Genomic DNA, 25,802 nt, shown 5'->3' on the forward strand with positions numbered 1-25,802 from the left:
CCCTACTCTATGTCAAACAAACTGATTTCAGTGTCATCGGTTTGTTCTGCTTCTTTTGTTTTTTCCGCATCTAAAAGACTTTCTCCTGTTGGTGCAGAAGTGTCTTCTTCTGAACGATCTAAAATACTGCCATCTTCTTCCAATGTAAATTGAACATGTTGTTCAATCCATTTTCGACGAGGTTCGACTTTGTCGCCCATTAATGTGGTCACACGGCGTTCTGCTTGAGCTGCATCATCAATCCGAACACGAATTAAGGTTCTAGTTTCAGGATCCATCGTTGTTTCCCAAAGTTGTTCTGCATTCATTTCACCCAAACCTTTATAGCGTTGGAGCATATAGCCTTTACCAACTTTATCAATCACTTCTGCCAATTCACCATCGGTCCAAGCATACTCAATGACTGATTTTTTTCCAGTTCCTTTAGAGACTTTATAAAGAGGTGGTAAGGCAATATAGACTTTGCCGGCTTCAATTAATGGTTTCATATAACGATAGAAGAACGTTAATAGCAACACTTGAATATGGGCACCATCGGTATCCGCATCGGTCATGATGATGATTTTATCATAATTACAATCTTCAATTGAAAATTCAGGACCAACGCCTGCGCCAATCGTATAGATCATAGTATTGATTTCTTCGTTTTTCAAGATGTCTTGCATTTTCGCTTTTTCCGTATTAATGACTTTTCCTCGTAGCGGTAAAATGGCTTGAAACTTCCGATCGCGTCCTTGTTTTGCTGAACCACCGGCCGAGTCTCCTTCGACAAGATATAGTTCATTTTTCTTAGGATTTCTAGATTGAGCCGGTGTTAATTTTCCAGAAAGTAACGATTCACCTTTTTTCCGTTTTTTACCGTTCCGGCTTTCTTCACGGGCTTTGCGAGCCGCTTCACGGGCTTCACGGGCTTTAATCGCTTTCCGAATTAATGATTGACTCATTTCACTGTTTTCTTGTAAATAGAAGCCCATTTGTTCGCCTACGACGTTGTCGACAACGGTTCTTGCTAAAGGTGTACCTAATTTCCCTTTGGTTTGGCCCTCGAACTGTAGTAAGTTTTCTGGTACTCGAATAGAAAGGACGGCTGCTAAGCCTTCACGGAAGTCGCTACCTTCTAAATTTTTATCTTTTTCTTTTAATAGTCCTACTTTCCGTGCATATTCATTGTACGCCTTTGTCATTGACGTTTTCATACCGACTTCGTGGGTACCGCCATCTTTTGTGCGGACATTGTTAACGAAAGATAAAACATTTTCAGAATAGCCATCGTTGTATTGGTAAGCTAATTCAACTTCAATACCTTCTTTGGCTCCTGAAAAATAAACAACGGGTGTTAATGTATCTTTTTCTTCATTTAGATAGGCAACAAATTCTTTAATGCCTTCTTCGTAGTGAAAGACTTCTTCTTTGGGTTCTTCCCCACGTTCATCTGTTAAAGTAATTTTGACGCCTTTTAATAAGAAAGCTGATTCTCTCAAACGTTCTGCTAAAATTTCGTAAGAAAAATTTGTCGTAGAGAAAATGGTGTCGTCAGGTAAAAAAGTAACGGAGGTGCCGTTGCGTTTTTTTGTTTTGCCGATTTTTTTTAAGGTACCAACTGGTTTACCGCCGTCCTCAAATCGTTCCATGTATTCTACGCCATCACGAACAATATGAACTTCTAACCACTTCGATAAGGCATTAACAACACTGGCACCCACCCCATGGAGTCCGCCTGAAGTTTTATAGCCACCTTGGCCAAACTTACCACCCGCATGTAAGACAGTAAAAATTACTTCTACTGTTGGGATACCAGAAGCATGCATCCCTGTTGGCATTCCGCGGCCAGAGTCTGCAACACAAATACTATTATCTTTTTGGATAGTTACGTTGATTTCATTCCCGTAGCCAGATAACGCTTCATCGACTGCGTTATCGACAATTTCATAGACTAAGTGATGGAGTCCACGGCTATCGGTTGAACCGATATACATACCAGGTCTTTTCCTCACTGCTTCCAATCCTTCTAGGACTTGGATAGAGGCATCATTGTACTCATTGTTAATTTTTTTAGCCAAAGAAAAAACTCCTTATACTTAGATTCTCGTTTAGTTAATAAGCGTACATTAACTATTTCTTAAAGAATTAGAAGAAGAGTGAGCGGGTTTCTTGCGTTTTCCGTTCGCTCCTTCTAAAACCATCATTACAATAATACTCTATCTGGGTCAAAAAAAAAAGAGCTTTCCGTTCAGGACGCTCTTTCTTTATAAAATTACACGTGTTTATTCAGCATCTGCCGTTTTTGCCAATTCAATTTTAATACAACGGTCCATAATAACTTGACGACCTTCATTTAATAACAAGTTCGCTGCCTCTTCGTTTTCCAAACCTAGTTGGGCCCAAAAGACAGGCGCTTCTGTTTTCAATGTTTCTGCGGCCACTTCTGGCAAAAATTCACTCCGCCGAAAGACGTCAACAATATCAATCTTTTCAGGAATCTCTGTTAATGTCCCATAAACCGTTTCGCCAAGCACCGTTTCACCTTTTAAAACTGGATTGACAGGCAATACACGATAGCCATGTTGCTGTAAAATTTCCGCAATTTTGTAACTCGTGCGGTCGGGCTTGTTACTCAAACCAACCACCGCAATATTTTTTGCTTGTTTTAAAATATCAAAAATTTGATTTTGACTTGGATTCTCAAATGTCATTCACTCAACCCCTTTTTTTCGTTCTTATTTATTATAACGCTGAGTAAAGGGTTTTGGCAAAATTATTCTCTGAATACCGACAAAATAATTATTGGCTTTGCCAATCTGCTGGATAAGTCACGTAGACAAAGCGGGCATCACCCGTCACTGAAAATTGAATTTTGCTGCTTTTCGGGATTAAAATAATTTCGCCGGCTGTTGCAGAAATTTTACGTCCGTCAATCAGTATATCCAGTTGTCCTGAAATAATATAATCAATTTCATCGTATTCTAGGGTCCAGTCGAAGGTGGTATCTTTCATCACCATTAAACCGCAACCAAGGCGCGGGCTTTCTTCTAAAGAAAACAGATCTTTTGTGTAAACAATGTCCGCTGGGTTGCCTGTATCTAAACGATCGTCTTCTGTTACGTCAATTTCGGGTAATTTGATGGACATAATTCCACTTGGATCCACTTGTTTAGTTGGCATTAATTTTTCTGTGACAATTTGTCGAACAAGCGTTTCAATCATTTCACGATTTAATTCTGTCATATTTACACCTCATTATTTCACTTCTGTTTCGGGTTTCCCTAGCATTCGATTTGCCATAAAGATAGCCACAAAAATGGCGGTAATCCCTCCAACTAATTTGCCAACAATCATTGGAAAAATCATTTCTTTTGCTACGCCTGCAGTAAAACCAAGGTGGTCACCTAAAACGAAAGAAGCCGAAACAGCAAAAGCGATATTAATAATTTTTCCTCGATTATCCATGTCTTTTAACATTTGGAACATGGGAATATTGTTAGCTAATGTAGCAACCATTCCTGCAGCCGCTACTTCATTCATTCCTAAAACTTTTCCTAGTTTCATCAATGGTTTATTAAAGACTTTCGTAATCACTGCTACTAAACAGAAAGCGCCAGCTAAAGTTAAAGCAATCCCGCCAACGACTTCAATTCCTTCAGTAACTGGTGCAATGCCAGGAATCACTGTAATTCCTAATAATAGTTGAATCGCCCCGACAACTAAACCAAAGATAGCGACAATCACTACGCCTTGGCCAAAAATTTGGAAGCCTTTAATCATGCCCTTTGGCGCTAACCATAAACCTAAAATAATTAAAGCGGCAACAATAATAATTGGAATTAAGTTAGGAATAATCAATGACAATGGCATGCCAGCTGTTAAACCACCTGCTAATAAACCAAAAGGAATTGTAATAATCCCGCTCAAAACACCCGTTGCTAAGAATTGTTGGTCGTCTTTTTGGATAATGCCAAGCGCTACTGGAATTGTAAAGACTAACGTTGGCCCCATCATTGCGCCTAAGATTGCCCCCGCAAATAAACCAGCTTGTGGATCATTGGCTAATTGTTGCGCTAACGCAAAGCCGCCCATATCATTAGCCAATAAGGTTGTGGCAAACATTGCTGGATCAGCCCCTAGTAATTCATAGACAGGAACGACAATCGGGCTTAAAAGATTGGCTAAGACAGGCGCTAAAGTGATAATCCCTACCATAGAAAGCGCTAGAGAACCCATAGCCATAATCCCTTCCTCAAATTGCTCCCCTAAACCTAGTTTGTTGCCAATACATTTATCGATTCCTCCAATAATCATGAAAAGAACCATAATATACATAATAATTTCATTAATGCTCATGTCTCGTCCTCCCTATTCGTCCTCTGTAGAATCAATGACACCAACAATCATTGCATCAATTGGGACATTCGGATCTTCTGCCGAAATACGGGCAGCATTGCCTTGACTAATTAACACTTTGTCCCCGACACCAGCTCCAGCGTTGTCAGCAGCAATTAGAAATCCTTGCTTTTCGTCCTCTTGATTCAAAATATCAACCATCATAAATTTCCAGCCATTTAATTTTTCATCTTTTCTTGTTGACCAAAGGCTACCAGTCACTTTTCCTAAAAGCATCGTTTTTCCTCCTTACGTCAGCAATTGATGTTTCCTAGCATAATCTTTCGCTAACGGGGTTAAATAGGCGTTTTTACTTAAAGAAACACCTGATTCTGTCATTCTTATCAATTGTTTTTCAGTAATGTAGGTTCGTTTGGTCTCAGCTAAAGAACGAAGTTGTTTTTGACAGGCCGCCTGAAACACAGCGTAATTTTCTGAATCATGATAAAAAATCAGCCCAAACTGTTGGCACATGTCCACGTTTTCCTGAATCGTTTGTTTCAAACGATACTTCAATCGTGAATTTTTACTCACTGAAGGTATTGGGGTTAAAACCAATACCGGCTTACCTTCAAATAAGAATGCTAAGATGTTTTTGACTAATTCATCCGTTTCCTGTAAATGCGCAATCGCATTTACTTGGGAAATCGTTAGCCTCTTTACAACCAAGCCTCGTGCTAGCTTCTGCTCCTTGGTTACCCAATTTACATCAGGAAAACGAACAAACATTTCTTCAGGAAATGCTTCTTTTGCTTCTGCTAAAGCCACTGAATAAGACGACGACAGCAATTGTTGGCAAATTCGATCAGTAATCTGTTGAATCAAATTTTCCATTTCAGAAACGTTCATTGTCTTGCCTCCTTTTACTTAAGAATATAGCCACGAGCTCCTTTGGTTAAGCCGCAAGCGTTGGCTTCATCGTAGTCAATGTGCATGTACGTTGCAAATCGCGGACTGATTCGCACAACCACATCATCAAAGATTAACGGACGTGTGCCTTCCACTTTGACTTGCACAATTTGGCTATTGCTTACTTTATTTTTCAAGGCGTCTTCAGGTGTCATGTGAATGTGACGTTTGGCAACAATTAAGCCGTGACTTAATGTCACAACTGCTGATCCGTTCATCAGCGTGACGCCAGGTGTCCCTTCTGTCTTGCCACTCTCTCTAACTGGGGCATTAATTCCTAAAATACGCGTATCCGTCATAGAAACTTCGACTTGTGATTCGCTACGTTCAGGGCCTAAAATAACCACATTTTGAAAAAGTCCTTTAGGTCCAGCAACCGTAATTCGTTCTTTACAAACGAACTGTCCAGGTTGTGATAAATCTTTCACTTTTGTTAGTTGATATCCTGGTCCAAATAATGCATCAATCTCTTGACGAGACAAATGAACATGTCGGCCAGAAGCTTCAACTTCAAAAGTATTTTGTTGTTGTTGCTGAATTCGTTTAACAACTTCTTCAACAATTTCATTCATTGAATCCAATTTGTTCATCTCCTAGTTTCGTGATATTTCAGCCATGGTGCTAATTAATTCTGTAGCCCAAGATTGAAAAAGGCCGAACAGTTGTGATTCTCCTTTTAACTGGAGAATAATTTTATCTAGTTGTAATTGAATTTCTTTTGAGGAATAGCGCCATTGTCTCTGTTGGTTAGTTAGAATAGTTACCTTTGATTCCAAAATGACTGGTTCCATTACAAGCGACTGTTCTAAAATAAATTTCTCTAACCACTGTTGTTGTTGTTCGAAATATAACCAACCTTCTGTTGATAACGCTTCATTCGTTAAGAAAGGCAAATACAATAGATGGCTTAAGTGCCGAATCTCATAAATTGTTTCTTTCGATAAATGTTCTTGTTTTTGTGAGGAGGCCTTCACTGAATGAACCTCAGAAAGCAATGGGTTTGTTGAAGAGAAGCTGCTATTAATCCGATGCTCGCGTAGATAGCTTTTGGCGGCTGGCGTCAGAAAACTGCCTACAGGAAACACAAAATCCGTGCCATCTTCTAGTTCTTTTTTTAGCCTTTTGATGCGAAGCATATCTTCTGTAATAACTGTCATAACACCCCTCCTCAATGAAAGTTTAGGACAGAAGTAATGAACCTACCTCTGCCCCAAAAAATCAAAATTATAATTCAGTTGTTGCGTGTGGTAAAATAGCGTCTACTTCTGTATGTGGACGTGGAATTACATGGACAGATAATAATTCGCCAACACGTTCTGCTGCAGCAGCACCAGCATCTGTTGCTGCTTTCACGGCACCAACGTCACCGCGAACCATTACTGTAACTAAACCGCCACCGACTTGTTCTTTTCCAATTAAAGTAACGTTTGCCGCTTTCACCATTGCATCGGCTGCTTCAACAGCACCTACTAAACCACGAGTTTCGATCATTCCTAAAGCATTTGTACTTGACATTATAATTTCCTCCTAAGATGTATGTTTTATTTTTAAAAATTTGGGACAATTATCAATTTGACTTAGGTCCCAAACCCTAAATCCAATAATTCATTTGTTTTACTCTTACTCGCTCGTTTCTTGTTAGTTTAAGCGAGCTAAAACTTGAGCCACCACGGCATTTACTAGTTCTTCTTGATTGGTTGTTTCGCAAGAAGTAGCCACAGATGTGGTTGATGTTTGTCCAAATTCTTGACGAATCTCTTCTAAATCACGCACGCCATATGCAACACGACGTAAATTGAACAGATTTTCAACCCCAATATTATCAGAAGTTGAGCTGCCACCAACTGCGCCACAGCCAAGTGTTAATGCTGGCACTAAGTTAGTTGAAGCACCAATTCCGCCAAGTGTACCAGAGGTGTTAACAAGCAAACGAGAGACGGGTTTTCTTAAGCCAAATTCACGAATGACTTCTTTGTTTTCTGTGTGAATACCCATCGTATGACCCGCACCTTCACCTTTCAAAATTTCAATTGATAACGCGCAAGCTGCTTCCCAGTTTTCAACTGTATAGAAAGCAATAATCGGTGCCAATTTTTCTCTTGAAAATGGATATTTCAAGCCTACATGTGTTTCCTCGGCAACAATTAAGCGGCGATCTTTTGGAATAGATAAACCAACTAATGAAGCAATATGTTGAACGGAACGACCCACGATTTGCGGGTTCATTGTACCGTTTGGTCGTAAAATAAATTTAGCTAATTTGTCGGCTTCGGCTGGACTTAAGAAATACGCTCCCTGCTTAATTAACTCTTCTTTGACCGCTTCACGGTTGACAGTTTCAACAATAATTGATTGTTCCGATGCACAAATTGTACCGTTATCGAAAGTTTTTGAATCCATTATTTGTTTCACTGCATGAGGAACATTTGCGCTTCGTTCGATGTAGGCTGGTCCATTACCAGGCCCAACACCGATTGCTGGTGTTCCAGAAGAGTACGCTACTTTAACCATTGCGTTTCCACCAGTAGCTAAAATTAAATTTGTTTCTTTATTTTTCATTAATTCGCTGGTCGCTTGCATAGTTGGCGTTTTGATGACCGAGACACAACCTTCTGGTGCCCCTGCAGCAATAGCCGCTTTTTGGATAATTTCCACTGTTTCAATAATCGATTTCAACGCATTGGGATGTGGTGAAAAAACAATGCTGTTGGCCGCTTTTAATGAAATTAATGCTTTGTAAATGACTGTTGATGTCGGGTTGGTAGAAGGAATTAATCCTGCAATTACACCAACTGGGACAGCAATTTCAGTGACTTTTTTGGCAGCGTCATCATGGATCACACCAACTGTAGCTTTGTCCTTCATTTCGTCATATACTACTTTTGAAGCGAAAGCATTTTTGATGATTTTATCTTCATAAATACCAAATCCTGTTTCTTCATTGGCCATTTTCGCTAACTTTTCTCGTTGGTTAAACGTAGCCTCTGAAACTGCTTGGACAATCGCATCGATTTGTTTTTGCGAAAATGTTGCTAATACTTGCTGTGCCTCTTTGGCTTTTCTGATTAAATTTCTTGTTTCTTGGATGGAACGTAAGTCTTTATCTACTAATTCCACTCGTCTTCACTTCTTTCTATTTCAGCCATGATTGCTTGAATTAAAGCTTCTTTATTGGCAAATTTAATCTCACTTTTCTTTAAACTACTTAGGTTCATTTTGTAGGCTTGTTTGCGTAAATCAACCACGCGTTGTGTTTCTAATTTTTGGCGTGTGCCTGTGTGTTCTTCCAAATCTGGTGTTTCAATCTCTTCTTCAATTACTTCTATTTGTTCCATCGGTTCAGGTGCTGACTTGGGTTCTGGATCTGATAAAATTACTTCCGTTTGAGCATCAACCCGTGAGATCACATGATGAGCAATTAAACAATTTAATTCTTTAGCTACTTCCGTGCCTACTTCAACGGCAGCTTGGACCGCGGCAACGTCACCAATCAGTTCCACAGTTGTTAAACCGCCATTAATAATTTCAGCTTTTAACAAAGTAACGTCGGCGGCTTTCAATGCCGCATCGGCCACACTAATGGCACCTAAAAATCCTTTGACTTCGACCATTCCTAATGCTTTCATTCAGGTCACATCCTTAATAACTCAACGGATTGTCAGCGATATTTTGAATGACTTGTTCAAACGCACTGCAAGCAGCTTTACATGCAGATTGACTACCTGTCAATAAGGCGCCGCCAAAGTTCGTTTCAGAAGGTGGGCCATAAAAGACACCCATTTGAACATCGGCAGCTTTCATTGCTGCATCTAAGCCAACCATTGCTTCTAGCGGTGGTGCAATCAGATAAGCAATCGCTTCACCTTCAGGAATATTCGCTTGTTCAGATAAAAAGCTACCCGTTCTTGATACTACATGTGCAAAATAAACAATACTGTCATCTTCGTTAGCACTATAGAAGCTGGCTTCTTCTTCAATGACTTGCGTAATGACACTCAAGCCACTATTGACTTCGGCAGGACTCGGACCAGCAATAATGCCAATCACTTCACCGGCTAATTTGGTTGAAGCATTTGCTGCGCCAGCATACATACTTTTACCGTAAACTACAGTAACATCGGCGGCTTTGGTTGCTTCATCTAATGCAACATAAGTGACATCATCACAATCGGAAGTAACAATTCCTAATGAGCGATGTTCTGGTTTCAATGATAATTCTTTTGCTAATGCCGGATCGACATTGGGAATGACTTTCATACTTAGGACATTTGCGCCTAGACGATCATTTTTCATGAGAAATCCTCCTTTATTCAGCTTCTTTTAAATCAATACCAGATTTTTTCTTGTCTAACATTTTTTTAATAATTTCGGCAATGTAGGCCCCTGCTTCAACAGCCGGTGTCCCACCTTTGTGAATATTTGAAATAACTGTCCGCCGTGCTTCTGGCATACCGACAGTTGGTTTGTAAGCAATGTAGGCACTCATAGATTCAGCTGTTACTAAACCAGGACGTTCGCCAACTAGCAAGCAAACAACATCAGCGTCAGTGATTTCACCAATTTTATCCATTGCTGGCACGCGACAATATTTAACAAAAACAACATTGTCGAAATCTAAGTTGTACATGTTTAATCCTTGTTTAATTGCTGGTAGGACTTCTTTAATATTCGCTTCGATAGCAGCTGAACTAAGGCCATCCCCTACGACCATTTGGATTTTGGCTTTTGGTGTCGTATTTTTCCGAATGATTTCACTATTTTCTTCATCAAATTGACGACCATAATCTGGACGTGTTAAATATTCATCTTTACTGTTACAGATTGTTTTTGTAGAAATAAAATTCATTTCTTTTACCAAGTCTTCGCTTACGTCTGAAAAGACCGCATCTTGTGCTGCCGCATGGTCCGCTCGGAAACGTAATGTTGAACTAGTCATATAACGCGTCCCTGCACGACCAACGCCTAAACGAGCTGGCGAGAAAGCTTTCATTTTTAATAGTGCTTCAGGATCTACGGCATTTTTCAATAGTAATTGTTTACGTAAATCTACTTCAGTAATGTCAGGAATTAGGCCTTCTTCAATTTCTGTCGTTTCAGTGACGTGTGTTGTGACTGGTTTTTCTTCAGCAGTCACAGTGGCAGTCGAAACCGCTTGATTGTCAGCGACCATTTCTGTTAAAATTCCGGCAATCATTTCTTTTAATTCTTTTTCGTTCATTTGTATTCTCACCTCGTTTATTTAATAAATACAGATGCATCGCCAGCGCGACTTGTTAATTTTCCGTTTTCCATTAAGCCCATTTTTTCCATCCATTCTTCAAATTCTTTAATTGGACGTAAGCCTAATGTTTCACGAATCGTCGCAGTTTCATGGAACCCAGTTGTTTGATAATTTAACATGACATCATCGCCATGAGGAATCCCCATGATATACGTACAACCAGCTGTTGCTAATAACATTGCTAAGTTTTCCATATCATTTTGATCAGCTTTCATATGGTTGGTGTAGCAGACATCACAACCCATTGAAATTCCTGTTAATTTGCCCATGAAATGATCTTCTAAACCAGCGCGGATGACTTGTTTTGAATCGTAAAGATATTCTGGTCCAATAAAGCCGACAACGGTATTTACAATATACGGATCAAATTTTTTGGCTAAGCCATAACAACGCGCTTCCATTGTCACTTGGTCTGCGCCAAAGTTTGCTTCAGAAGAAAGTTCTGAGCCTTGACCTGTTTCAAAATACATCACATTAGGACCAGCTGCTTGACCACTGTGAAGCGCTAAATCTTGTGCTTCAGCTAAAATTTCTGCATTTAAACCAAATGCTGTGTTCCCTTTTTCTGAACCAGCGATGGATTGAAAGACTAAGCCAGTTGGCGCGCCTTGACGCATGGCTTCCATTTGTGTCGTTACGTGAGCAAGCACGCAAGTTTGTGTTGGAATTTCCCATTCGCTGCGGAACTCTTCAAATTTGTTTAAGATCCGTTTAACACTTTCTGTAGAATCATCAACAGGATTCAAACCAATTAACGCATCACCGGCGCCATAAGAAAGACCTTCCATAACTGATGCCATAATGCCATCGACATTATCGGTTGGATGGTTCGGCTGTAAACGATTTGAAAAAGTTCCGGGACGGCCAATTGTTGTGTTGGCGGTTTTTTCAATATTGATTTTTTTTGCGCCAACAATTAGATCCATGTTGGACATTAATTTACAGACAGCAGCAATCATTTCAGAAGTGAGTCCACGGGAAATTCGTTTGATATCAAAATCGGTTGTTTCCGAAGATAAGATAAATTCGCGTAATTCTGCAACTGTCCAATGTTTAATACTTTCAAAAATTCGCATATTGACTTGGTCAATAATAATGCGTGTCACTTCGTCTTCGTCATAATCAACAACGGGATTGTTAAACAAGTCATTTAAGGACAATTCCGATAAAACGACTTTCGCCGCCACGCGTTCTTCGGCTGAATTAGCAGCTACGCCAGCTAACTTGTCGCCAGATTTTTCTTCATTGGCTTTGGCTAAGACTTCTTTAACGGATGTAAATTGATAGACTTTGCCAAATAGTTTGGTTTTTAAAATCATCTTTGTGTCGCTCCTTTTTAATTAAATACTAAGGTCTTAACAATGACTGGAAGGACGGCTCCTTCTGCCACTGGTAAACCGATATCTACATAATCACCGTTTTCTACTTTGACCGAATCAAGACAGATAAACGGATAGTCTTTTGGCAGATGGGCACTTAAGGCATGCCCTAAAGCTTTCGCCATGTCTTCATCCACCATAACAATAATGGGAATTTGTTCAGCAACTAAACTAGCTAATCCTTCCACAATCCCTTGACCATAGCGTTGAATATCAGCAAATGTTGGATTACTCATGCCTCTAATTGCTAGGGCAATCTGGGGCGTTTCTTCAATACGATGCCAATTGAGTTTTTCTTGGATTCGCTGGCCTAATTCTGTCACAGTAAGGGTTTCATCCTCTTGCGCTAATTTTAGAATTGGGATATTTTTTACCGGCAAAATTTGCTCACGATAAGCGATCGTACTTCCGCTAATTTCAGCAGTATGTGAACCTGCTCCGACGACCGTCGCTCGGATTGTTTCTGCGCTTTCTAAGACTTCTTTTTCCGAAAAAATCAGTGACTTTCTCAGATATTTTCCTAAAAGTAAGCCGATGTCCCCATATTTAAAGAGATTCGTACTTGTCGTATTTAAGCAATCAGCCACACCACCAGAAAATGTTACAATTGGTAATTCCTCACCTTTTCGTAGTGGATGGTTGGTTACTAATAACTGGTAGAACGGACTTTGTGTCCCCAAGCCAATGCTATTTTCTAACACGTCAACTAATTCCGAAATAATTGGCAGTAAGTTTTGTTCGGTGGCTTGGTCACCAAGGTGCAAGGTTAGCCCTTTTTTATTTATAATTTCTTGAATCTTCGGAGCTATATAGGTGATTTTTTGTTGTTGATCTAATTTAATTAAGCGTCCGCCAATGTCAAAACAAGCCGTGTCAATCACTTCGCCATCTTTAAAGACAGCTAAATTTGTCGTTCCACCACCAATGTCTAAATTAACCACCGGTTTGCGTTTCGTTTCAGAATAAGTTTGAGCACCAGCGCCTTTCCCGGCAATGATACTTTCTAAATCAGGACCAGCCGTAGCAACGACAAAATCACCTGCATAGCCACTAAGTGCTCGTAGCACATTGTTAGCATTGCTTTTTCGAGCAGTTTCACCTGTGATAATTACCGCACCCATTTGAATATCTTGTTTATGAATACCTGCTTGGCGATATTGCTCCGCTACAAACGCTTTGATAGGTTCTGCATCAATTTCTGATTGGTTAAGTAAGGGTGTAAAGATAATGTCACTTCGGTAAATGACTTTTTTATCAGAAATGCTGATACGTGGTACTGTAAACGCAGAGGCAAAATTTTCAACAGTTAATTCTGACAAGACTAATTGGGTTGTAGACGTCCCTAAATCAATCCCTACGGTTAAAAGTGTTTCCTTCGACATCGCCTGACTCGCCTCCTTTTGCATACAAAAAGGCACTTAAAGAATCGTTAGAAAATTTCTTTCTACTTTTCTTTAAGCGCCTTTGCTTAATCAATGAACAACATCACTGGTGTTCTGTTCGAAATAGAAACAGGTTTTAGTTCCCTGTTTATTGGATTCAATTGTAATTTTTCCTTTTAATTTATCTTTTACGTAGCTTTTGACAATCATCAAACCTAAACTGGTCTCGTTACTTTGATGAACGTCATAGCCTTTACCATTATCTGTAACAGTAATGGTAATCATTTTATTATCTAATGTTCCACTAAGTTTAACAACGCCACTTGTTTGTGGCTCAAATGCATGATCAAAAATGTTTTGTAATAGTTCGTTGACAACAAGGGAAATGGTGACCATTTGTTCGCTAGAAACCATAATGGCTGGATCAACATCCATCATCATCTCAATGGGTTGTGCGCCTTGAAAAAGATGTCTAAAATTATACATCACTGCTTCCAATGTTTGCCGTAAAGCAACGTCATCTTTGACTTGTTTTGACAGCAATTCATGGGTGGCTGCAATCGCCATAATTCGATTGACACTTTCATGAAGGACTTTCTTTGCTTCGGGGCTTTGCGTTCGCCGTTCTTGAATACGCAATAAGGAAACCACCGATTGCAAGTTATTTTTAACACGATGATGAATTTCACGAATCGCAACAGATTTGGAAATAATTTCCGCTTCTTTTTCTTTAAATTCTGTATTGTCTTGAATAATCATAATCAGTTGTTCTTCTGATGCCAACCACACTTTCCGAACCTTAAAATAATAATTAAGGTAGGTCGTTTTGCTTTCAATTGGTTGATTACTCATTTTATATTTCATTTGATACAACACATATTCAAAAGTTGTATAATCGATGGACAAATTGTCATAACTCATTCCAATGATATTATCCCGATAACCAAGTTTGCGATAAAGCTCTTGTGCATTGTGATTGGTAATTAATAAGTGACCCGCCGCATCAAAAATCAAAACGGCTTCTGCCAATTGATCAATAAATAATGCGTCGACTTGACTAGTTGATTTCGCTACTTTTGCTAACTGGCAGTTATTTAGCTCCTCTTTTTGTAAGTCCGCTTGAATCTCTTCATCTGCCGCAATCTCGACAATAATGACACCAATCGTTCGATGTTCATTGCGAATGGGATAGATATTTTGCTTAATCAAACGATTTTCCTGAGTCACTGCTAACAAACCAATGCTATTTAAGCTAGTCTGCATGGTACGCAGAACACCAGGTTCATTTTTTAATAAAGCTTCCATCCCGACGACATCTCCGCTATATAAAGAAGTTGTCTTCGCAGGCGGCTTATGATAAACGACTAGTGCTTGCTGTGACATTTCCTTATACACATCAATAAAAACATCTGCACTTTGATAGAGTGTCGTCGAAGAAAGATAACGTGCTGTACGTTGTAATTCTTTAATGTCTGATTCTGAAAGATTGGTATATTGGTGACATAATTGCTCTAATCGTTTCATTTATTCATCATCCATTACAATCAATTCTGCAATTTCACTCATACGTGCGCGTTTGTTCATACTTAACGTACGCAACATTTGGTAGGCTTCTTCTTCCGATATATGATTTTCTTTTACAAGAATCCCTTTGGCTTTTTCGATAATTTTACGTTCTTCTAATTTTAAACTTAATTTATCGATTTGACTTAGTAACAGCTGCGTTTGTTTGCCTCGTTCAATGCTCATTTCAATTGTAGGTATTAATGATTTTTCGTCTAGAGGTTTAACTAAATAACCCAGTGCACCTAATTTTTTAGCCTTGTCCGTATTTTGTACGTCACTGTATGCAGATAAAAAGACAATACTACTGGCTAGTTGGTCTTGAACAATTTTTTTACCTGCTTTTAGACCATCTAAAATTGGCATTTGAATGTCCATTAATACTAGGTCAGGTTGTGTTTTTTTACATACTTCAATTGCTTCAAAACCATCGGCTGCTTCACCGACTACTTCGTACCCTGCTTCTATCACAATATCACGAATATCGAGTCTCGTAATAGGTTCATCATCGACTATTACAATTCGTCCATCCATTTTCTTCACGCCCTTGTCCTTTCAACGCTATGTTCTGGTAATTTTACAAGTTACAGAAAAGTTTAAAATCTGTTGTAAACCTTCAATCACCGCTTGTAAGGCTGCTTCCACTGAGCTTACGTCACCAGAAATGACTACCGATCCAGAAAAACGATCAATAAAACCGATTTGGATATCTCCGCTTTTAGTCGCAATATCAACAGCGATAATTGCCGCTTCGCTCGGAGTGATTGTCAAAATACCTAGTGCATTGCTGGTGCCTTCTGGCAACCCTAATTTTGTATAAATTTCTTTATTAGGACTAGCAATGATGTGCGCTAACGTTACTTGTTTCCCAGGAACATATTCTTGAATCATTCGTTGTTTTTCTTCCAACCAGACTCGCTCCTTTAATTTAGCAAATAAAAAATCCTCAATAAAAAACGTAAAGGTTCCACTTTCGCTTTCTACTAAGGAGCTTCTTTGCTCTTAAATTTTGAAGCACGCCGTTGTGCTACCCACATTATATGTTATCGATTTCATCCTGTCAATCGCTTATAAGATAGAATTTAAAATTTTTGTCACTTCTGCTGCTGTTGGTTGGACAGGATTTGTTTTGGTGCAGCCATCCATCAATGCGCCTTCAGCTATTTTTGGGATCGCAGCTTGGACTTCTTCTTTTGGTAAACCATAATCACTAAAAGTGGCAGGCATGTCTAATTTTTGACGGAGTTGCTTGATTTGTCGAATAAATTGTTGAACACCAATTCGTGCATTGGTTGTCTGTGTATCATTTAGACAATTTGCTAACTGCGCATAACGTTTAGCTGTTGGTTCGTTGGTGACTTTGCCATTCGCTAAGCCACTGTTATATGCAATGACTTCAGGTAAGAGCATTGCATTCATTCGTCCATGTGGCACATGTAAACGCGCACCGGCCGCATGAGCAATACCGTGATTCAAGCCTAACGAAGTAACATTAAACGCCATCCCTGCCATACATGAAGCTAAATGCATATTTTCACGGGCTTGTTGGTTGCTACCCTGATTAAAGGCTATTTCTAAATTGTCGAATACCAGGCGAACGACTTTTTCGCACAACGAATCTGAAATCGGATTTGCTTCTGTTGAAACATACGCTTCAATAACATGCGTTAAGACGTCCATTCCTGTATCCGCTGTGATTTTTGGTGGGACACTCATCACTAAATTTGTATCTAAAATCGCAATTTCTGGTTGAATTTCATCCGTTACAAGCGGGATTTTGGTGCCAGTTTCAGCAACCGTAATCACTGAAAAATTTGTAACTTCTGAACCAGTCCCGCTAGTTGTAGGAACCGCAATAAACTCAGCAATCTGAGTTTGCAAAGTACGTTTGCCAAAAAATTTCATTGCTTTGGCCGCATCAATAGCGGATCCCCCACCTAAAGCTAATATCGTATCTCCTTGAAATGTCGCTAACTGCTTAATTCCCGCAGCGATCTTATCAATTGGTGGATCGGGGATGATATCACTAAAAATTTGCCATTCACTTTTTGTTAAATGCTTTGTCACTTCATTCACAAATCCAGAGTCAACCATGAATGGATCTGTGACAATGAAAACACGTCTATCATGAAGTGTTTCCAAATTGGCTAATGCGCCTTCTCCTACCCATAGTTCGGTAGGGAAATGAATTGTTCTCATCTCAATTCCTCCTTAATAAAATACAAAAAGACACTTCAAACAAACGAAAAATCATCTGTCTGAAGCGTCTTTGCTTCCTTATGTATACGCCATTGTACACGAAACCTTATCCATAGAGTACAACGCCTTTAATTAATTGTCAATAAAAAAAGGGAATATAGCAGTACGTCATTGTACCTGAAATCTCCTTCAACATTGAAAGACCAGCCCAAAATTCCCAAAAGCACTTCCTCGTGCCATTAATTGGATTAATACAAATATCTTGGGCTGGATTTTCAACACAAGCGTTGTTAAGAAACATCCTGTTTTGCCTCGAAACAGCATGCCCAATAATGAAAAAATGAAAAGACCTGACTTAAAAGCAACCTTGCTTCTTCACAGTGGCGGGACCGTGCCAGATTCTCACTGGCTTCCATTCATATTTTTCATAAAATATTCGTTTAATCTATCTGAAATTTACCATAAGTTTTTTAGAAAAGCAACTGTTTACAATCCATCTTCTTTAATTTTATGGAAAACCTTTTCGCTTCGTTCATAAAAAACATCAGGTCGTTGTGCTTGAACATTTAAATAGCGAGCCAACGCATAAAAATAATCTGATAAACGATTGGTAAAAATTAATACCTCTTCGTTAATTTTGGCTGTCCAATTTAAACGAACAATGATGCGTTCTGCGCGCCGTGCAATCGTCCGAGCCACATGAACCATACTGGCTGCTGGGGTTCCGCCAGGTAAAATAAAACGATCAATATCTGGTGATTGTGCAGTGTAGAAATCAATCCGCTGTTCTAGCCAATGCACACTTTCCTTTTGTAATTTAAATGGTCGTTGTGCTTCAATCGGTGTTGACAAATCTGTTCCCGCATCAAAAAGTAAATGTTGTAAAGCTTCTAGTTCTTCTTTAATTCCTTGATTTTCTTGCGGAAGTTGGCTGATAATATAGCCCACCCAAGAATTCAATTCATCAATCGTTCCATAACTTTCAACTCGATCAGAATCCTTAGCGACGGTTGAGCTGCCGACTAATTTCGTCATTCCCTTATCGCCAGTTTTTGTATAAATTTTCATTCTGCTTCATCCTCCTCTAAATAATCTACTAATTCTTGCAAGCCAATTTTTTCAACAGAAGAAATTTCAAAAATTCTTGTTGCACCCGCACTTTTTAATTGTTGCCGAACAATCTCTAACTGCTGAGAATCTTGTGCTAAATCAATCTTGGTTAAAATACCAATGATTTCTTTCGGGAAAATACTACCAAATCCTGGTGAAAAAACTTGTTGTGTTTCTACAGCACTTTGAACCAAACCAATCACATCTGCTTCTGCCGCTGTGACGTTTAATGCATTATAATATTGTCGATGCAAAATAAACTCGCCTGGTGTATCAATCATTTCTGTATGAAATTCCACCGCCTGTGTTTTATCATAAATTAATTCTTTGCCTTGCAGAGCTTGACATAACGTGGTTTTGCCACAACCGATAGCTCCCATTAAAATGATTCGTTTCATCGCTACCTCCATAAAAAAGGAGCCCAAAGCAAGTACCATCACGTACTTAGTCTTGGGCTCCTTTGCCGATTTGTTAAAACACGCCATTGTGTTTCTGATTCTTTGCCTTTATCTTACCTGTTTCCAAAAAACTTGTCAAAATTATTGAATAGTTTCCCAAACTTTATGTTGTTTCTGAAAATAGGAGACAATATCTGTTTCAAAAATCGTTTGTAAAAATTCTTTGGAAGCCAACGTTTGAAAATCACCTTGCGCGGCCACTTTCCCTTGCTTCATAAACACAATTTTTTCACTTAGCGTTAACGCTAAACGGATATCATGAAACACCCCGATTAACGTTTTCCCTTCTTGCGCACTCCACTCATTTAACTGCTGAATCAATTCTTGTTGATACCGAATATCCAAATGATTATTGGGTTCATCCAATAAAATAATTTCTGGATCTTGTACAAATAATTTAGCCAAAAATACTCGTTGTTGTTGTCCTCCTGAAAGCTGATTGACAACTTTATCTTTTAAAGGCAATAAACCCGTGCGTTCTAAATAATAAAGGACTCGTTCTTTTTCTTGTTTAGAAACAATAGGTAAAAAACGTTGTGCTTGTTGTCGATACGCCCCCATCAAAACTGTTTCGTAAACCGTATAATCAAAAGCAACTGTCGTGAATTGACTCATCATCGCTACTTTCGTTGCCAATTCCTTCCGCTTTTGTCCATGAACTTCTTGACCATCAATTAAAACAGAACCACTATAAGGGACAAGTCCGGCAATCGTTTTTAAAAGTGTCGTTTTACCGCAACCATTTGGACCTAAAATACAAGTTTTACTACCTGTCGGAAAAACGAGGGAAATATCTTTTAAAATGGGGGTTTGTTGGAGTGTTACAGCTGTTTTTTTTAATTCAATCATGCAGCAACGCCCCTTTTTTTAAAGTAAATATACAAGAAGAATGGCGCTCCAATCAAGGCTGTTACGGCCCCGATGGGAATTTCTCTTGGTGATAAAATCGTGCGAGCAATTGTGTCCCCTATTACCATGATGGTCCCACCTAAAATTGCCGAACCGGGAATCAGCCAGCGATGAGTCGCCCCTAAATAGCGACGGACAATATGTGGTGCTATTAAATCAACAAAACCAATCACACCGACAAATGAAACCGCACTTCCTGCTAATAAACTAGCCAAAAGAATAATGCGTAGTTTTGCTGTTTTGACTTCTACTCCCGCTAACATCGCATGTTCTTCTCCTAAACCGAGAACATCCAATGCGTTGGCATCAAACCAAAGAAACAGACTGCTGACAAGCAAGATTGGACAATAAATAGCAATTTTTTGCCAATTACTGCCAGAAAAACTACCCATTTGCCAAAAGACTAATTGTTTCAAATAATCTTGGAAAAGTGCTGTAATCAACGTCAAAATAGCACCGACAAACAAGGTCATAATCATTCCCACTAAAACAACTGTTTGATTGGACATTTGACTATCCATTGTTTGCGTAAATAACAAAACTAAAAAGACCGTTGCTAAGCCAAAGATAAAACCAGTTAAAGGCAATAAAAACGCCCCTAAGATCGAAGCAGTTACTCCAGTTACCATGATTAACGCAGCGCCTAAAGATGCTCCCGCTGATACGCCCAAAGTATACGAAGAAGCTAAAGGATTACCTAAGAGTGATTGCATCACCGTGCCACTTACTGCTAAGCCTGCGCCCACGAGATAGGCCATCACGACACGCGGTAACCGAACATTCCAGATGATTCCCTCTAAAATCCCGTCTTCTGAAACCGTCTTTTTCACTAAAATTTGAAGCAAATCCGTTAACGAAATCTGAACACTTCCAATTTTAATACCCAAAAAGAGCATGCTCATACTGATCAAGAGCATCAGCATGAGACACGTTTTTTTACTCATCTTTTAAATCCTTATATTCCTCTGGATAAACAGCTTTTGCCATTTGTTTTAATGCTTTGGTAATATGGTTATTTGGTAAAGAGCTAGACATGTTGTCAATTTCGAAAACTTCTTTGTTTTGAACTGCAGGAACGTTTTCCCAGTTTTTACGAGCTAAAATTTCTTTGGCGGGATCTTTCATATAGTTAACATTGGTTAAAATGACTTCTGGTTTTGCAGCAATGGCCGCTTCTTCTGTCACTGGTAACCAGCCTTTTTCATTTGCCAAAACATTTTTTGCCCCAATTGTTTCAATCATTTCATTTAAAAATGTCCCATTACCAAAACTATAAATGTCTGGTAAGGCAGCTACTTCAAACAAAACAGTTTTTGGTTTTTTAATAGTTTTCCCAATTTTGGCTACTTCGTCGATTTCTTGATCCATTGTTTTGATTAACTTTTGTCCTTTTTCATGTTCAGATAAGCTATCCGCGATGAATTGGACGTCTTCTTTGATTGCTTTGATACTTGTACTAGTGGGGATATTAACGACTGTAATTCCAGCATCTTCCACTTGTTTCCAAACACTTTCTGAGCTAGCTAAATTGATGTCATTCACATAAACAATTTGTGGTTTCAAGGCAATCAATTTTTCTGCATCGACAGCCATCATATCCATTTGTGGTAATTTTTTTAAATCAGTCATCATTGTGCTACTTTGAGTATCAACTGCGATTAATTGATCGGTTTTACCTAAGTCTTCAATCACTTCTGTTGTTGATGGCACTAGAGAAATAATTTTGGTTGCTTCTTTGGGTAAAGTAATTTCTTTGCCGCTACGGTCTTTGGTTGGTAACGTTACTTCTGTTTTTTCAGAAGAGGTAGTTGCTTTCTTTTCCTGTTTACCACACCCTGCTAAGCCAAGTGTTGCTACTAAACCTAAAGTCATCATTGTTAAAGTAAATTTTTTCATTTTTTCATCCTCGCATTCGTCTATTTTATTTTGGGGAAAATTTTCTGAAATGAACCTCCTTTGTCTCAACGTCAAAACAATACAAAAAAACCACTTTTTTCTCCAATAGAAAAAAAGCAGTCACTTAACTATGCTAATGATATACTCAGCCAGTTATCTTCAAAGCCCCTTCTTTTTCCTACAAAAGAATGATTAGACTTATCAAGCCGGTATCCTGACTTAGCTTCTTCTTACTCCCAATCCTTCCAGAATAATCTGTGGTCTTATTGGTTTCATCCACCATACAGTAGGTAGGTCTGTAGAGGATTCGCACCTCTTTCCCTGACACTTCATAAGTACATATATATTGTATCTTCGTTGATAACTAATTTTCAAACCAGTGATTAGACGTCTTTGTCTAATGACACACATTTATTATAACGGTTATCAACCATTTGTCAACGCTTCCTCAAGCAAAAGAAAAACTTTTCTTGTTTTAGTTATTAGACGTTGTTCCGTTTTTCTATTCATGATAAAATAAATCCTAGTTTGAATAAGAAAGAGGTTAACTTGATGAAAATCGTCATTTTGTTACTTGTTGCCTATTTATTAGGTTCGATTCCCTCAGGTGTTTGGATTGGTAAACTTTTCTTTAAAAAAGATATACGCCAATTTGGGAGTGGGAATACAGGAACAACCAATACATTTCGTGTCTTAGGGAAACCTGCCGGAATTACGGTATTATTAATGGATATCTTGAAAGGAACGTTAGCCACTTCATTACCCTATTTGTTTGGTTTGCAAGGCGTGAACCCGCTCTTCTTTGGGGTAGCAGCTGTTTTAGGGCATACCTTCCCTATTTTTGCCAATTTCAAAGGTGGTAAAGCCGTAGCCACTAGCGCTGGCATGTTATTAGCATACAGCCCCACATTTTTTATTTATTCTGCTCTTATTTTTGTGATTTGTCTGTATCTAACCAGTATGGTGAGTTTAACAAGTATGATTAGCGCTGTACTAATTACACTTTCTACTATTATTTTGCCTTTCACTGTCCCAGCTATTTTACCAACATTTAACTGGTTATTAACCGTGATTGCGATTGCTTTGACTACTTTTATCTTTGTCCGTCATCGTGAAAACATTCAGCGAATTAAAAATGGAACAGAAAGTCGTCTTTCTTTTGGCTTACGTGCAAAAAAATAAAGAAAAAGGCTGTGAACAAATAATGTTCACAGCCTTTTTCTTTATTTTACACTAATCATATACTGTGTTTTAAATAGTTCGTTAGCTGGTAACTTATTGATGCCAAATTTTTCAGCAAGTTGGCCAGTTGCGTCGACAGCATCAGCAATCCCGCACCAAGGTTCGATACAGACAAAAGGCGCTTCTTTCGGTGTCGGTGACCAAATCCCCACAAAAGGCATTTCTGGATAACTCAAAGTGACTTGATGGTCACTTTCGTCTGTGGCAATCGTAATTGCTGTTTGACCTTTTGTTTCAAAAATCATTGCATCATTTTCAAATAATTGATGCGTTAAGTCAAAGCTGGTATTCGTTTGGGCTAGCGTTTTATTCGCTAAATCAATAAACGAGCCTGCTAAGGGAATTTGTGTCCGTGATTTTTTAGGTGAAAAACTTAGATAATAATCTTCAAACGTTAGTGAAGATTCTAAAGGTACATTAAAGGCTGGATGACCACCAATCCCAAAATACATCTCTTCTTTCCCTGTATTTTCTACTTGGTAGTTTACAGTCAATTCTTGGTGTTCTAATGTATAAGTAATCACTAGTTCAAAATCAAAAGGATACTTCTTCTTGGTTTCTTTTGTTGATTTTAGTGAAAAAGAAACTTCTTCTCCACCTTTTTCAATCACATCAAATACTTGATCACGAGCAAAACCATGTTGAGTTAAATGATACGCTTGATTTTGGTATATATACGTATCTTCTTTTAGACGACCGACAATCGGAAAAAGTACGGGCGCATGGCGGGCCCAAAATTCAGGATTTCCTTGCCAAATATATTCAATGCCGGTTTCTTTTGATTGTAAACTTACTAATTCTGCTCCTTCTTCAGCAAATGTTGCGATTAGAAATTCATTTTCAATTTGTACAGTCATTGCGTTGTCCTCCTAGTTGATACGAGCAATTGCTTATTTTTCCAACTCTTTAATAAATTGTTGATTTAACACTTTTAAATAAGTCCCTTTCATACCAAGAGAACGTGATTCAATAATTCCAGCTGATTCTAATTTTCTTAAGGCATTCACAATTACGGAACGAGTAATGCCTATTTCGTCTGCAATACTTGAAGCAGTTAAACGACCTTCTTCGCCATCTAAGGCTTCAAAAATAGCATGGACGGCTTTTAATTCACTATAGGAAAGAGTGTTGATGGCCATTTGCACGGCAGTCGCACTGCGAACTTCTGCTTCAATTGTTCTGGATTGATGATACAAAATTTGCATGCCGACAACGGTCGCACTATATTCAGCTAACACTAAATCATCCTCGTTAAAGGATTTTTCAACACGCGCTAAAATAATCGTACCCAAGCGTTTGCCAGCACCGTACAAAGGCACAATAGTGGTTAAACCAAACGGATACAGCTCTCGTGATTCAAAAGGAAATGCAGTTAAATCACTATCTATTGGAATATTGGCTTCGGTTACTTTGAGCATATCCACGGCCTCGGTGTATCCTTGAGGAAATTTTTTCTCTTTAAACATATTTTTGATACGGGCATTATTAACATCTAATTTTTCAGTATACCCCAACAAATCCCCTGAACTACTAATAATATACGCATTACTTTCTAAAATATCCCCTAAAATCATTGCCATTTTGTTGTACGGAAGTTCTGCTTGTACGTCAAACAGATTGTTTTTTTGCAAAAGCTCGTTCACTTGACGTGTTTTTTCTAATAATGTAGCCATCTTTTCTCCTCCAGCCTTTTTTATAAGATGTAACGACTTAAATCTTCATTTTGAACAATGTCATTCAATTTTTCATTGACATATGCTTCGGTAATCGTAATTTCACCCATTTGCATATCTGGTGCTTCATATAATAAATCTTCTAATAAACGCTCTAAAATTGTGTGTAAACGACGCGCCCCAATATTATCTGTATCACGGTTTACATCATAAGCGATGTGTGCTAACCGTTCAATTGCTTCTTTGGTAAAGATGACTGAAACATTTTCTGTACCGATTAATGCTACATATTGTTTAATTAAAGCATTGTTTGGCTCAGTTAAGATACTTACGAAGTCATCCGCCGTTAAATCATCTAATTCAACTCGAATTGGGAAGCGGCCTTGTAATTCTGGAATCAAGTCACTTGGTTTTGACAAGTGGAAAGCACCTGAAGCGATAAATAAAATGTGATCCGTTTGTAAAGGACCATACTTCGTGTTAACTTGGGAGCCTTCAACAATCGGCAAAATGTCTCTTTGTACTCCTTCACGAGAGACTTCGCCCGAATTTTGTTGGCTTTTAGAGGTGATTTTATCAATCTCATCGATAAAAATAATTCCGCTTGATTCAGCTAAACGAATAGCTTCACTATGGATATCAGCGTCATTGACAATTTTTGCTGATTCTTCTTTCACTAATAATTCTTGTGCTTCTTTCACCGTTACAGTACGTTCGATTTTTTTCTTTGGTGACAGAGCGCCTAACGTTTCATTTAAGTCGATACCCATTTGTTCTAGGCCATTGTTCATAGCTGGCATCGTTTTCTTCGGTTCTTCAATTTCAATTGTTACTTCACGATTATCTAATAGACCTTTTTCCAGCTGTTCCAAAATTGTTCGGCGATTCGCTCGAATATCTTCCGTTACTTCTTCTTGTGCTTCTTGCTGTTGCTGAGCCATGTTAAACATGTTCATCATTTGTTCAAATTGATTACCGCCAGCCTGTTTTTGTTCTTTTTTAATTCCAGGCACTAATACTTTTACTAAACGTTGATTGGCCTTTTTCAAGGCTTGCGCATACACGCGACTGTATTGTTGTTTTTCAACAATTTGGATCGCATTTTCTACTAAATCTCGAACCATTGATTCGACATCCCGACCAACATAGCCTACTTCTGTAAATTTGGTTGCTTCAACTTTTACAAAAGGCGCATTGACAATTTTTGCGAGACGACGAGCAATCTCAGTTTTACCAACACCTGTTGGTCCAATCATTAGTAAGTTTTTAGGCGTAATATCTTGTTGCATATTTTCTTCTAATTGCAAGCGACGATAGCGGTTACGTAAAGCTACCGCCACTGATTTTTTGGCAGCTTGCTGTCCAACAATATATTGATCTAGTTCTTTGACTATTTCTTTTGGTGTTTTGTTTAATTCATTCAT

Annotated in this window: 28 protein-coding genes and 2 riboswitches; of the genes, 1 reads left to right on the forward strand and 27 read right to left on the reverse strand. The window is 38.6% G+C overall.

All coding sequences use genetic code 11. The features are described 5' to 3' along the window. Window positions 1-2: 2 nt before the first annotated feature. From parE to IGJ24_RS06605, 24 genes are all read right to left on the reverse strand, one after another. On the reverse strand, window positions 3-2,060 hold the full coding sequence (parE, locus tag IGJ24_RS06490) for a DNA topoisomerase IV subunit B (protein ID WP_002381887.1): 2,058 nt from the start codon (window positions 2,058-2,060) through the stop codon (window positions 3-5). Between the two features lie 204 nt (window positions 2,061-2,264). Continuing rightward, on the reverse strand, window positions 2,265-2,693 hold the full coding sequence (locus tag IGJ24_RS06495; RefSeq protein WP_129194201.1) for a CoA-binding protein: 429 nt from the start codon (window positions 2,691-2,693) through the stop codon (window positions 2,265-2,267). An 88-nt stretch (window positions 2,694-2,781) separates the two neighbouring features. After that, entirely contained in the window at window positions 2,782-3,225 is a 444-nt protein-coding gene (locus tag IGJ24_RS06500) for an ethanolamine utilization protein EutQ (RefSeq protein ID WP_002357522.1), read from the reverse strand. A gap of 12 nt (window positions 3,226-3,237) precedes the next feature. Further along, a complete protein-coding gene (gene eutH / locus IGJ24_RS06505) occupies window positions 3,238-4,338 on the reverse strand; it encodes an ethanolamine utilization protein EutH (protein ID WP_002357520.1) in 1,101 nt (366 codons plus the stop codon). Between the two features lie 12 nt (window positions 4,339-4,350). Then, on the reverse strand, window positions 4,351-4,614 hold the full coding sequence (locus IGJ24_RS06510; RefSeq protein WP_002389016.1) for a EutN/CcmL family microcompartment protein: 264 nt from the start codon (window positions 4,612-4,614) through the stop codon (window positions 4,351-4,353). A 12-nt stretch (window positions 4,615-4,626) separates the two neighbouring features. Beyond that, window positions 4,627-5,226 (reverse strand): TIGR02536 family ethanolamine utilization protein, encoded by a 600-nt coding sequence (locus IGJ24_RS06515; RefSeq protein ID WP_002369364.1) that lies wholly within the window; start codon window positions 5,224-5,226, stop codon window positions 4,627-4,629. 14 nt (window positions 5,227-5,240) lie between these two features. Continuing rightward, window positions 5,241-5,876, reverse strand: coding sequence for an ethanolamine utilization phosphate acetyltransferase EutD (gene eutD / locus IGJ24_RS06520; RefSeq protein WP_002357516.1), 636 nt, complete (start codon window positions 5,874-5,876; stop codon window positions 5,241-5,243). A gap of 3 nt (window positions 5,877-5,879) precedes the next feature. Further along, window positions 5,880-6,443: a hypothetical protein gene (locus IGJ24_RS06525; protein ID WP_002363983.1), complete on the reverse strand. Its 564-nt coding sequence runs from the start codon at window positions 6,441-6,443 to the stop codon at window positions 5,880-5,882. 67 nt (window positions 6,444-6,510) lie between these two features. Continuing rightward, a complete protein-coding gene (locus IGJ24_RS06530; RefSeq protein WP_002357513.1) occupies window positions 6,511-6,801 on the reverse strand; it encodes a BMC domain-containing protein in 291 nt (96 codons plus the stop codon). A 123-nt stretch (window positions 6,802-6,924) separates the two neighbouring features. Further along, window positions 6,925-8,403, reverse strand: a complete 1,479-nt coding sequence (locus IGJ24_RS06535) for an acetaldehyde dehydrogenase (acetylating) (RefSeq protein ID WP_289865541.1) — start codon at window positions 8,401-8,403, stop codon at window positions 6,925-6,927. Then, complete coding sequence (locus IGJ24_RS06540) at window positions 8,394-8,912, reverse strand: BMC domain-containing protein (protein ID WP_002360254.1); 519 nt, start codon at window positions 8,910-8,912, stop codon at window positions 8,394-8,396. Before IGJ24_RS06540 ends, IGJ24_RS06535 begins: the two co-directional genes overlap by 10 nt. A 13-nt stretch (window positions 8,913-8,925) precedes the next feature. Further along, window positions 8,926-9,579, reverse strand: coding sequence for an ethanolamine utilization microcompartment protein EutL (gene eutL, locus IGJ24_RS06545; protein WP_002357509.1), 654 nt, complete (start codon window positions 9,577-9,579; stop codon window positions 8,926-8,928). 13 nt (window positions 9,580-9,592) lie between these two features. Then, on the reverse strand, window positions 9,593-10,504 hold the full coding sequence (gene eutC, locus IGJ24_RS06550) for an ethanolamine ammonia-lyase subunit EutC (protein ID WP_002363986.1): 912 nt from the start codon (window positions 10,502-10,504) through the stop codon (window positions 9,593-9,595). A gap of 17 nt (window positions 10,505-10,521) precedes the next feature. Then, window positions 10,522-11,886 carry an ethanolamine ammonia-lyase subunit EutB gene (locus tag IGJ24_RS06555; RefSeq protein ID WP_002357506.1) on the reverse strand — a complete coding sequence of 455 codons (1,365 nt, stop codon included), beginning with the start codon at window positions 11,884-11,886 and terminating at the stop codon, window positions 10,522-10,524. Between the two features lie 17 nt (window positions 11,887-11,903). Then, complete coding sequence (eutA, locus tag IGJ24_RS06560) at window positions 11,904-13,352, reverse strand: ethanolamine ammonia-lyase reactivating factor EutA (protein WP_002415553.1); 1,449 nt, start codon at window positions 13,350-13,352, stop codon at window positions 11,904-11,906. A gap of 66 nt (window positions 13,353-13,418) precedes the next feature. Then, window positions 13,419-14,852: a sensor histidine kinase gene (locus IGJ24_RS06565; protein WP_002357504.1), complete on the reverse strand. Its 1,434-nt coding sequence runs from the start codon at window positions 14,850-14,852 to the stop codon at window positions 13,419-13,421. Beyond that, window positions 14,853-15,425, reverse strand: a complete 573-nt coding sequence (locus IGJ24_RS06570; protein WP_002384488.1) for an ANTAR domain-containing response regulator — start codon at window positions 15,423-15,425, stop codon at window positions 14,853-14,855. It lies immediately after the preceding gene. Between the two features lie 27 nt (window positions 15,426-15,452). Next, the gene (gene eutS / locus IGJ24_RS06575; RefSeq protein WP_002345864.1) at window positions 15,453-15,800 is read right to left on the reverse strand and encodes an ethanolamine utilization microcompartment protein EutS; all 348 of its coding nucleotides are present in this window, start codon (window positions 15,798-15,800) and stop codon (window positions 15,453-15,455) included. A gap of 159 nt (window positions 15,801-15,959) precedes the next feature. Next, window positions 15,960-17,090 (reverse strand): 1-propanol dehydrogenase PduQ, encoded by a 1,131-nt coding sequence (locus tag IGJ24_RS06580; protein WP_438775367.1) that lies wholly within the window; start codon window positions 17,088-17,090, stop codon window positions 15,960-15,962. Window positions 17,091-17,382: 292 nt separating this feature from the next. After that, window positions 17,383-17,532: riboswitch (adenosylcobalamin (AdoCbl) riboswitch) on the reverse strand. A 44-nt stretch (window positions 17,533-17,576) separates the two neighbouring features. Further along, a complete protein-coding gene (locus IGJ24_RS06585) occupies window positions 17,577-18,158 on the reverse strand; it encodes a cob(I)yrinic acid a,c-diamide adenosyltransferase (RefSeq protein ID WP_010822842.1) in 582 nt (193 codons plus the stop codon). Beyond that, window positions 18,155-18,598 (reverse strand): EutP/PduV family microcompartment system protein, encoded by a 444-nt coding sequence (locus IGJ24_RS06590; protein ID WP_002363995.1) that lies wholly within the window; start codon window positions 18,596-18,598, stop codon window positions 18,155-18,157. Before IGJ24_RS06590 ends, IGJ24_RS06585 begins: the two co-directional genes overlap by 4 nt. A 141-nt stretch (window positions 18,599-18,739) precedes the next feature. Beyond that, window positions 18,740-19,507, reverse strand: coding sequence for an ABC transporter ATP-binding protein (locus tag IGJ24_RS06595; RefSeq protein WP_002357498.1), 768 nt, complete (start codon window positions 19,505-19,507; stop codon window positions 18,740-18,742). Beyond that, window positions 19,504-20,511 (reverse strand): FecCD family ABC transporter permease, encoded by a 1,008-nt coding sequence (locus tag IGJ24_RS06600; RefSeq protein WP_141439395.1) that lies wholly within the window; start codon window positions 20,509-20,511, stop codon window positions 19,504-19,506. The genes IGJ24_RS06595 and IGJ24_RS06600 overlap by 4 nt, the downstream gene beginning before the upstream one ends. Beyond that, a complete protein-coding gene (locus IGJ24_RS06605; protein WP_002384486.1) occupies window positions 20,504-21,532 on the reverse strand; it encodes an ABC transporter substrate-binding protein in 1,029 nt (342 codons plus the stop codon). Before IGJ24_RS06605 ends, IGJ24_RS06600 begins: the two co-directional genes overlap by 8 nt. Before the next feature lie 118 nt (window positions 21,533-21,650). Continuing rightward, a riboswitch (cobalamin riboswitch) is annotated at window positions 21,651-21,810 on the reverse strand. A gap of 205 nt (window positions 21,811-22,015) precedes the next feature. Here IGJ24_RS06605 and plsY point away from each other — a divergent pair. Continuing rightward, entirely contained in the window at window positions 22,016-22,645 is a 630-nt protein-coding gene (gene plsY / locus IGJ24_RS06610) for a glycerol-3-phosphate 1-O-acyltransferase PlsY (protein WP_002360243.1), read from the forward strand. Between the two features lie 41 nt (window positions 22,646-22,686). Here plsY and IGJ24_RS06615 read toward each other — a convergent pair whose 3' ends face one another. From IGJ24_RS06615 to hslU, 3 genes are read right to left on the reverse strand one after another with little or no spacing between them, the layout of a single operon-like run. After that, window positions 22,687-23,562 (reverse strand): aldose 1-epimerase family protein, encoded by an 876-nt coding sequence (locus tag IGJ24_RS06615; protein WP_289865540.1) that lies wholly within the window; start codon window positions 23,560-23,562, stop codon window positions 22,687-22,689. 33 nt (window positions 23,563-23,595) lie between these two features. Continuing rightward, on the reverse strand, window positions 23,596-24,378 hold the full coding sequence (codY, locus tag IGJ24_RS06620; RefSeq protein WP_002357492.1) for a GTP-sensing pleiotropic transcriptional regulator CodY: 783 nt from the start codon (window positions 24,376-24,378) through the stop codon (window positions 23,596-23,598). Between the two features lie 20 nt (window positions 24,379-24,398). Beyond that, window positions 24,399-25,802 (reverse strand): ATP-dependent protease ATPase subunit HslU, encoded by a 1,404-nt coding sequence (gene hslU / locus IGJ24_RS06625; RefSeq protein ID WP_002366731.1) that lies wholly within the window; start codon window positions 25,800-25,802, stop codon window positions 24,399-24,401.

It is taken from the genome of Enterococcus sp. DIV0546, from assembly GCF_051712785.1.
GTDB classification, from domain to species: domain Bacteria; phylum Bacillota; class Bacilli; order Lactobacillales; family Enterococcaceae; genus Enterococcus; species Enterococcus faecalis.

Bases quoted from the DNA above. Each gene is read 5' to 3' on its own strand.
- eutC (WP_002363986.1), bottom strand. From the start codon at position 10,504: ATGAACGAAAAAGAATTAAAAGAAATGATTGCCGGAATTTTAACAGAA.
- IGJ24_RS06555 (WP_002357506.1), bottom strand. From the start codon at position 11,886: ATGATTTTAAAAACCAAACTATTTGGCAAAGTCTATCAATTTACATCC.
- codY (WP_002357492.1), bottom strand. From the start codon at position 24,378: ATGGCTACATTATTAGAAAAAACACGTCAAGTGAACGAGCTTTTGCAA.
- IGJ24_RS06600 (WP_141439395.1), bottom strand. From the start codon at position 20,511: ATGAGTAAAAAAACGTGTCTCATGCTGATGCTCTTGATCAGTATGAGC.
- IGJ24_RS06570 (WP_002384488.1), bottom strand. From the start codon at position 15,425: ATGGATGGACGAATTGTAATAGTCGATGATGAACCTATTACGAGACTC.
- IGJ24_RS06530 (WP_002357513.1), bottom strand. From the start codon at position 6,801: ATGTCAAGTACAAATGCTTTAGGAATGATCGAAACTCGTGGTTTAGTA.
- IGJ24_RS06615 (WP_289865540.1), bottom strand. From the start codon at position 23,562: ATGACTGTACAAATTGAAAATGAATTTCTAATCGCAACATTTGCTGAA.
- eutH (WP_002357520.1), bottom strand. From the start codon at position 4,338: ATGAGCATTAATGAAATTATTATGTATATTATGGTTCTTTTCATGATT.
- IGJ24_RS06580 (WP_438775367.1), bottom strand. From the start codon at position 17,090: ATGAGAACAATTCATTTCCCTACCGAACTATGGGTAGGAGAAGGCGCA.
- IGJ24_RS06525 (WP_002363983.1), bottom strand. From the start codon at position 6,443: ATGACAGTTATTACAGAAGATATGCTTCGCATCAAAAGGCTAAAAAAA.
- hslU (WP_002366731.1), bottom strand. From the start codon at position 25,802: ATGAATGAATTAAACAAAACACCAAAAGAAATAGTCAAAGAACTAGAT.
- eutA (WP_002415553.1), bottom strand. From the start codon at position 13,352: ATGCAAAAGGAGGCGAGTCAGGCGATGTCGAAGGAAACACTTTTAACC.
- IGJ24_RS06540 (WP_002360254.1), bottom strand. From the start codon at position 8,912: ATGAAAGCATTAGGAATGGTCGAAGTCAAAGGATTTTTAGGTGCCATT.
- IGJ24_RS06565 (WP_002357504.1), bottom strand. From the start codon at position 14,852: ATGAAACGATTAGAGCAATTATGTCACCAATATACCAATCTTTCAGAA.
- IGJ24_RS06510 (WP_002389016.1), bottom strand. From the start codon at position 4,614: ATGCTTTTAGGAAAAGTGACTGGTAGCCTTTGGTCAACAAGAAAAGAT.
- IGJ24_RS06590 (WP_002363995.1), bottom strand. From the start codon at position 18,598: ATGAAACGAATCATTTTAATGGGAGCTATCGGTTGTGGCAAAACCACG.
- eutD (WP_002357516.1), bottom strand. From the start codon at position 5,876: ATGAACAAATTGGATTCAATGAATGAAATTGTTGAAGAAGTTGTTAAA.
- IGJ24_RS06515 (WP_002369364.1), bottom strand. From the start codon at position 5,226: ATGAACGTTTCTGAAATGGAAAATTTGATTCAACAGATTACTGATCGA.
- IGJ24_RS06595 (WP_002357498.1), bottom strand. From the start codon at position 19,507: ATGATTGAATTAAAAAAAACAGCTGTAACACTCCAACAAACCCCCATT.
- plsY (WP_002360243.1), top strand. From the start codon at position 22,016: ATGAAAATCGTCATTTTGTTACTTGTTGCCTATTTATTAGGTTCGATT.
- IGJ24_RS06585 (WP_010822842.1), bottom strand. From the start codon at position 18,158: ATGAAAATTTATACAAAAACTGGCGATAAGGGAATGACGAAATTAGTC.
- IGJ24_RS06495 (WP_129194201.1), bottom strand. From the start codon at position 2,693: ATGACATTTGAGAATCCAAGTCAAAATCAAATTTTTGATATTTTAAAA.
- eutL (WP_002357509.1), bottom strand. From the start codon at position 9,579: ATGAAAAATGATCGTCTAGGCGCAAATGTCCTAAGTATGAAAGTCATT.
- IGJ24_RS06500 (WP_002357522.1), bottom strand. From the start codon at position 3,225: ATGACAGAATTAAATCGTGAAATGATTGAAACGCTTGTTCGACAAATT.